General features: G+C 56.9%; 6 protein-coding genes and 3 pseudogenes. 5 read left to right on the top strand and 4 right to left on the bottom strand.

Annotated elements, in window-relative coordinates; translation table 11 throughout:
• The 4 genes and pseudogenes from ACR1XU_RS20825 to ACR1XU_RS20810 form a co-directional block, all read right to left on the bottom strand.
• A pseudogene (locus ACR1XU_RS20825) lies at positions 1 to 97 on the bottom strand (IS5/IS1182 family transposase); the annotation flags it as partial.
• Between the two features lie 305 nt (positions 98 to 402).
• A complete protein-coding gene (locus ACR1XU_RS20820; RefSeq protein ID WP_480909330.1) occupies positions 403 to 1404 on the bottom strand; it encodes an alpha/beta-hydrolase family protein in 1002 nt (333 codons plus the stop codon).
• Between the two features lie 21 nt (positions 1405 to 1425).
• Positions 1426 to 1958, bottom strand: a pseudogene (locus ACR1XU_RS20815) (alpha/beta-hydrolase N-terminal domain-containing protein); the annotation flags it as partial.
• A gap of 636 nt (positions 1959 to 2594) precedes the next feature.
• Positions 2595 to 2846, bottom strand: a pseudogene (locus ACR1XU_RS20810) (ABC transporter ATP-binding protein); the annotation flags it as partial.
• 260 nt (positions 2847 to 3106) lie between these two features.
• Here ACR1XU_RS20810 and ACR1XU_RS20805 point away from each other — a divergent pair.
• From ACR1XU_RS20805 to ureC, 5 genes are read left to right on the top strand one after another with little or no spacing between them, the layout of a single operon-like run.
• A complete protein-coding gene (locus tag ACR1XU_RS20805; RefSeq protein WP_480909327.1) occupies positions 3107 to 3874 on the top strand; it encodes an urease accessory protein UreD in 768 nt (255 codons plus the stop codon).
• Position 3875: 1 nt separating this feature from the next.
• Entirely contained in the window at positions 3876 to 4178 is a 303-nt protein-coding gene (locus tag ACR1XU_RS20800; RefSeq protein WP_170613846.1) for an urease subunit gamma, read from the top strand.
• Positions 4179 to 4195: 17 nt separating this feature from the next.
• Entirely contained in the window at positions 4196 to 4357 is a 162-nt protein-coding gene (locus tag ACR1XU_RS20795; protein WP_480909325.1) for a hypothetical protein, read from the top strand.
• Positions 4354 to 4686, top strand: coding sequence for an urease subunit beta (locus ACR1XU_RS20790; RefSeq protein WP_170613842.1), 333 nt, complete (start codon positions 4354 to 4356; stop codon positions 4684 to 4686). Before ACR1XU_RS20795 ends, ACR1XU_RS20790 begins: the two co-directional genes overlap by 4 nt.
• On the top strand, positions 4661 to 6421 hold the full coding sequence (gene ureC / locus ACR1XU_RS20785) for an urease subunit alpha (protein ID WP_480909322.1): 1761 nt from the start codon (positions 4661 to 4663) through the stop codon (positions 6419 to 6421). The genes ACR1XU_RS20790 and ureC overlap by 26 nt, the downstream gene beginning before the upstream one ends.
• Positions 6422 to 6455 lie beyond the last annotated feature (34 nt).

Raw genomic sequence — 6455 nt, 5'->3', positions numbered from 1 at the left:
GGTCAAACAAGATCGCCAGCGAGCCGCGGCGCTTGAGCGCTTCATTGTAGGCTGGCCAGTTCCTGGTCCTGTAGGCCGGGGGAGTAGGTCTGCTCATGCATCCCAGCTACCACGCTGGATTCATGAGATGAATCCCACACGGGATTTGTGCAACAGAGCCCTGTGATGTCAATGACGGCAAAGTCCGCATAGCAGTCGTTCACTGAATTTGGCCGAACGACCAGGGCGAGCCCGAAGCAGACGCACGCCTTGCGCGCCGCTTCTCAGGAATGCGGAATAAACTCTCAGCTTCTAGCGACGGCCTGTGCAGAGCTTGCAAGACAGAGTAAGGAACGTCAACACTGGCTCACTGGCTCACTGGCTCACTGGCTCACTGGCTCACTGGCTCACTGGCTCACTGGCTCACTGGTTCCGGCATCCAAGCTGGTACCCGATATCGCAATGCGCTTTCAGCCGTTTGGTGTCAGTAGCAGTCCAGTCCGCAGGGGCCGTGACCTCGACCCAGGGCGAGATGTAATCCTGAGCAAAATAGGCGTGTCCATGTCCTGGTGGCGTACCAAAAGATAACGCCATGTCGAGGGCCAACTGAAACTGCGTGACTATCGGGATGAAGACGAGTTGCTTTGATACATCTTCAGCCGGAGTTTCGTTCATCCAGGGCGGTGCCCGCCAAAGCGAACTGGGATCGTAGAAAACGATCGGATCGCTGGAATACTGCAGGAATACGATCCGCATCTCCCCCCAGTCGGCGATGGCTTGAGAGGCATCCGAGAAGTGAGACGCAAATCGAACGAACGACCCGTTCCCAATGATGGGGAGCACCCATGGACTGCCAGGTTCGCGCGCGTTTTGTGCTTGCTGCCAGAACCGTGACGGAAACGGCGGGCCGGCCCAGAAGGCTCCATCGATCGGGTCGTCGGCAAGGCGGAAGAGGTTGGTGGCGTGCATTGACGACCAGGCACCAAGGCTCAGACCATGCACGTAAAATCTTGGGCGGCGATCCTTTGGCAGCGTCCGCCAATAGGAGTGCACCACGTCGAGAAGCGCGGTCGCCTGATCGAGGCCGGTCCGGGTTTCTAGAACCAGTGCCAGAGGTGATTGTAAGTAGGAATACTGGGCGCTAACCGTCGCGATGTCGCCATTGTGCATGTATTCCACCGGATCGTGAGAACCCGGATCCATCCAACCGGTTCCTGTGGGGCTAGTAACGATCAGAACTTCCCGATCAAAAGCCCTTAGCCGTTTTAGCTCGGCAAGTGCCAGTTCGGCCCGCTCTTGCGGTGACTCGCCGTTCGCCCGGCCGACATAAACCCGAATAGGGTCCAGCGCGGGTTTGCCTGTGAAGGCGGAAATCGCTTCGGCGTCCGGGCCATCCAGGACGAAATCTCGACCAGGTTGACCCATCGCCGCCCAGTCAATCAGAGACGCTTCGGAACCAGCCTGATCCGGTCTTTCGGGCAGGTCAGGCGCGATATCAAAAAGCATCTGAGCGGCCTCGAAGCTTTCATCCAGGCCTGTAACAAACCAGTCGAAAATGCCGTCGCGGGTGACGACGAAGAGCAGTAGGGCGACCGTCACAACGCCCAGAACGTTGGCCCGGCGCGGCGGCATGAAGCGATAGAAGCGGTCCCTGACCCATCGGAACAGGGCCGCCACGAACGCGCCGATCAGAAAAAAAGCGCAAAGGTTCCGGTCCCTGCCAAGAGGATCTGCGCCAGGTGCTTTGCATCTGCAAGCTCCATCCCCATTTTTGCGCGTAGCTCATTCTGCCATTCAAAGCTGAAAGTCAGCGTCCATATTGAAAATCCGGCAACAAGAGCCGCAAAGACAATGTTGCCAACAAGCGCTAGACGTCCGCGCATGCGAGGCAGATCGGCGGCCTGCCAAATCAATTCGAGCACACGTCCCAGTAGGTAGCCAAGCGCCACCAAGATCCCGCCTAATAATCCCTGAACCATTGGATCGCGTGGAATGAGGGAGGGGGTCAGCGAGGCTGCAAAGAACAGAAGACCTAAAAGCAGGCACGGGGGGGATACTCCGGCAATCAGTGGTCTTATCCACCGCACAATCGTTCCTCCATGAACCAGGAAAACTCAGTCAGCTTAGTGAACCGCAGCGCGATGGGCCATGTTTATTGTGCAAGTTCCGGGGTATCGCAAGCACCAAAGCTTTTGCGGTCCCTCTCCCTGAGGACGCACATAATATGTGGAACGGACATGTCCGCTTTGGGCTCGGAGCGGTCATTCGGGGCAATAGTCAAAAGACTGGTTAGCGGTTGCGAGCAGTCATTTGGACCGCTCGCGGGATCGAATTAGGTGACCACCTTTGAAACACAGTTCGATGCGTCTTCAAGCTTTACTCCGGGACTCTACCGTCATTTGAACCTCTCGCGATTGCGCTCCCGGAGTTCGATGTTGATCTGGTGATCTCGACCCAGAGCCCGGTAGAGTCCCTGTCCCTTGGACCAGTTCAGAAAATGGGCAAAGCTGTCGACTTGAACGTCGTTGCCTCCGCGTGGCAAGGAATGCAGCTCCCGTTTGAAAACTGCCAGCCAAGGAGCATCGTATGCCTTTGACCATGACTTCTCCACGTCACAACACGACAATCTTTTTAGCAAGGTCATACTTGAAGTCGAAATACTGCTCGACTACGACAATTTCTGTTCCACTCGTCGTTCTAGGGTGCCAGATCACTTCGCCAATCTGCTGGACTAACTTCGGCTGAATGCCTTCGGTTGGCTCATTCAGCAGCAGTCGCAGCCTCGTGATCAGCGCTCGCGCGATGGCCAGCTGTTGCTGCTTACCGCCAGGAAGGTCGCTCCTGCGCCGGTTCTGCATCGCAGCAAGTTTGGCAACTTACCTTTGACCCAAATTAGAAAGTCGGCAAGGTGTGCCTGTTTTTTCATCTAGGACTGACGTCTCTGTCTAATATTTAGCCACACGATATGGAAATAGGCAGTTTGAGACGCTGCAGATTAGCGTTCCGACCCTACAATAGAGAAACAAGTGGCACCAAAACGACGCTTTAAAGGTGCCCGATTACCCAAGCTGCTGCCATATTGCCGACGTACAGTGCGCTGCCGCCCCGTGCTGCAGGCACCGTCTACTTGAGCACCAAGAAATTGGGCCAAAGGACCGTGCTCGACAAGTTGCGCCAGTCCGGGTCTTTGAAATGCCTGTTTCCCAGAACCCCGACGCCTGATCTTGATGCGGTTCTTCTGAACACTGCAGGTGGTGTGACAGGCGGCGATTCATTCCGGTTTTCAGGCAAGGCAGCGGAAGGCACCGCGCTGACACTGACGACACAAGCCTGCGAGCGTGCCTACAAGGCCCAACCTGAAGAACGTGCCCAGGTTATCAATCATCTGACGGTTGAAGCAGGAGCCCGCCTGAATTGGTTGCCGCAAGAGAGCATTTTGTTCAACGGCAGTGCCTTGGAACGACGCCTGAAGATCGACAAGCAACCGGGTGCCGAGGTTTTGATGGTAGAGCCGCTGGTCTTTGGGCGCGCCGCCATGGGCGAGACGTTGACCGATATCCGCTTAAGCGATCGGATCGAGATTCGACACGAAGGAAAGCTGGTGTTCCTGGATGCGATGCGGTTCTCCGGTAATTGGCACTCTCACCTATCCAAGCCGCATATTGCAAACGGCGCAGGGGCGATGGCACTGATCGTCTTTGCATCGGAGGCTGCCGAAGGTCATTTGGATTCTATTCGCGGAATGCTGCCCGACGACGCCGGTGCAACACTAATCCAAAATGACCTGCTGGCTATCCGTGTTCTAGCCCACAACAGCTTGGCCCTTCGCCGCACTCTGGTCCCGGTTCTGCGCAGGCTGAACAAAGACACATTACCCCGTTGCTGGATTCTCTGAGATGAACCTGACCCCTCGTGAAAAAGACAAACTACTGGTTGCCATGGCTGCTGAGGTCGCCCGCAAACGGCTGGCCCGCGGTGTCAAGTTGAACCACCCCGAGGCCATTGCCCTGATTACCGACGCCGTGGTCGAAGGCGCGCGCGATGGCTGTTCAGTCGCCGATATGATGCAAGCCGGCGCCGAAGTGATCACCCGCGACCAATGCATGCAAGGCGTGCCCGAGATGATCCACGAGGTGCAGGTCGAAGCTACTTTCCCAGACGGCACTAAGCTTGTCACTGTTCACAACCCAATCCGCTAATTTCCAAGGAGTTCCAAATGAACCGATTGTTGTTTCCCGCTTTTATTTTGGCTGGTCCTGCTTTGGCCCATACGGATACCCATATTCATGCCCATGGCAGTGATTTCGCCCTGCTCGCAGCTGGGCTGGCATTGATCGCGGTCATCGCCATCACGGTCATATTGAATCTGCCTAAATGATCCCGGGTGAGATCATACCTGCCGAGGGTTCACTGACACTCAACGCAGGACGCAGCAGTCGTCTTGTTGTTGTCGCCAATACCGGTGATCGACCGGTGCAGGTCGGCAGCCATTACCATTTTGCCGAAGCCAACTCTGCCTTGGATTTTGATCGCTACGCGGCCTTGGGGATGCGGTTGGACATCCCGGCAGGCACGGCTGTGAGATTTGAGCCGGGCCAGACTCGCGAAGTCATACTGGTGCCAGTTGACGGGCGCCGGCACATCTACGGTTTCAATATGCATATCATGGGGGCTCTGAAAGATGCCGGGCAAGATCAGCCGAAGTGACTATGCGTCAATGTTCGGCCCCACGGTTGGTGACAAAGTACGATTGGCAGATACCGAACTGATCATCGAGGTTGAGAAGGACCTGATCGTTGAGCGCGCAACGGCTGCGCGTTTCAGCGAAACCGGGCACCGCGAAGATGTCTATGGGGAAGAGGTCAAGTTCGGTGGTGGCAAAGTCATTCGCGACGGGATGGGGCAATCTCAGGCCACCCGCGCCGAAGGGGCCGTGGATACGGTGATCACCAACGCACTGATCGTCGATTATTCCGGTATCTACAAAGCGGACGTTGGGTTGACGGGCGGGCGTATCGCCAAGATTGGGAAAGCCGGCAACCCCGATACGCAACCTGGCGTGGACATCATCATAGGCCCTGGTACTGAGGCAATTGCAGGAGAGGGTCGCATCCTGACGGCGGGCGGGTTCGACAGCCATATCCACTTTATTTGCCCGCAACAAATCGAGGACGCGCTGAATTCCGGCCTGACCACAATGCTGGGCGGCGGCACAGGGCCTGCGCATGGTACGCTGGCGACCACATGCACCCCTGGACCTTGGCATATCGGGCGGATGTTGCAGGCCGCTGATGCGTTTCCAATGAATCTAGCCTTTGCAGGTAAGGGCAATGCCTCTCTACCCGCTGGACTGGAGGAACAGATCAAAGCCGGAGCGTGTGCCCTGAAACTGCACGAAGACTGGGGAACAACCCCCGCCGCCATCGACTGCTGCCTGTCGACAGCCGATGCAATGGACGTGCAGGTGATGATCCACACTGACACGCTGAATGAATCAGGCTTTGTGGAAAACACCTTGGCGGCCATAAAAGGTCGCACGATTCACGCCTTCCACACTGAAGGCGCAGGCGGTGGACACGCCCCGGACATCATCAAGATCTGCGGCGAGAACTACGTTCTGCCGTCCTCGACCAATCCCACGCGGCCCTTCACAGTGAATACGGTCGAAGAGCATTTGGACATGCTGATGGTCTGTCATCACCTCGACAAGTCCATCCCCGAGGACGTGGCCTTTGCCGAAAGCCGCATCCGGCGCGAGACCATCGCAGCCGAAGATATCCTGCACGACATGGGCGCGTTCTCGATCATCGCGTCTGACAGCCAGGCCATGGGTCGGGTCGGAGAGGTATTGATCCGCACCTGGCAAACCGCCGATAAGATGAAGAAACAGCGCGGTCGTCTACCCGAAGAAACCGGTGAGAACGACAACTTTCGCGTCCGCCGCTACATCGCGAAATACACCATCAACCCAGCCATTGCCCACGGCCTCAGCCATGAGATCGGTAGCATCGAAGAAGGCAAGCGCGCCGACTTAGTCCTATGGAACCCTGCCTTTTTCGGAGTGAAGCCCGAGATGGTTCTGCTGGGCGGCACGATTGCGTGTGCGCAGATGGGCGATCCCAACGCGTCTATCCCCACACCGCAGCCTGTCTATAGCCGCCCCATGTTTGGCGCATATGGTCGGTCGGTAGAAAACTCGGCAATCACATTTGTCTCGCAAGCCGCCTATGCGGACGGGATCGGTGATGCACTGGGATTGGCAAAACAGACCGTCGCCGTCCAAAACACGCGTGAGATCGGCAAGCAGGATCTTCTGCTGAACAACGCGACGCCGCAAGTCGAAGTTGATCCGGAAACCTACGAAGTCCGGGCGGATGGCGAGTTGCTGACCTGCCAACCCGCCGAAGTCCTGCCAATGGCGCAACGATACTTTTTGTTCTGATCAAAAATGTGCTGAGTTGCGGCCCGCGCAAGGC

The organism is Ruegeria sp. D1(2025), from assembly GCF_056536425.1.
Note: the sequence above shows the minus strand (reverse complement) of the source record. Positions and strands in the feature narration are given on the sequence as shown.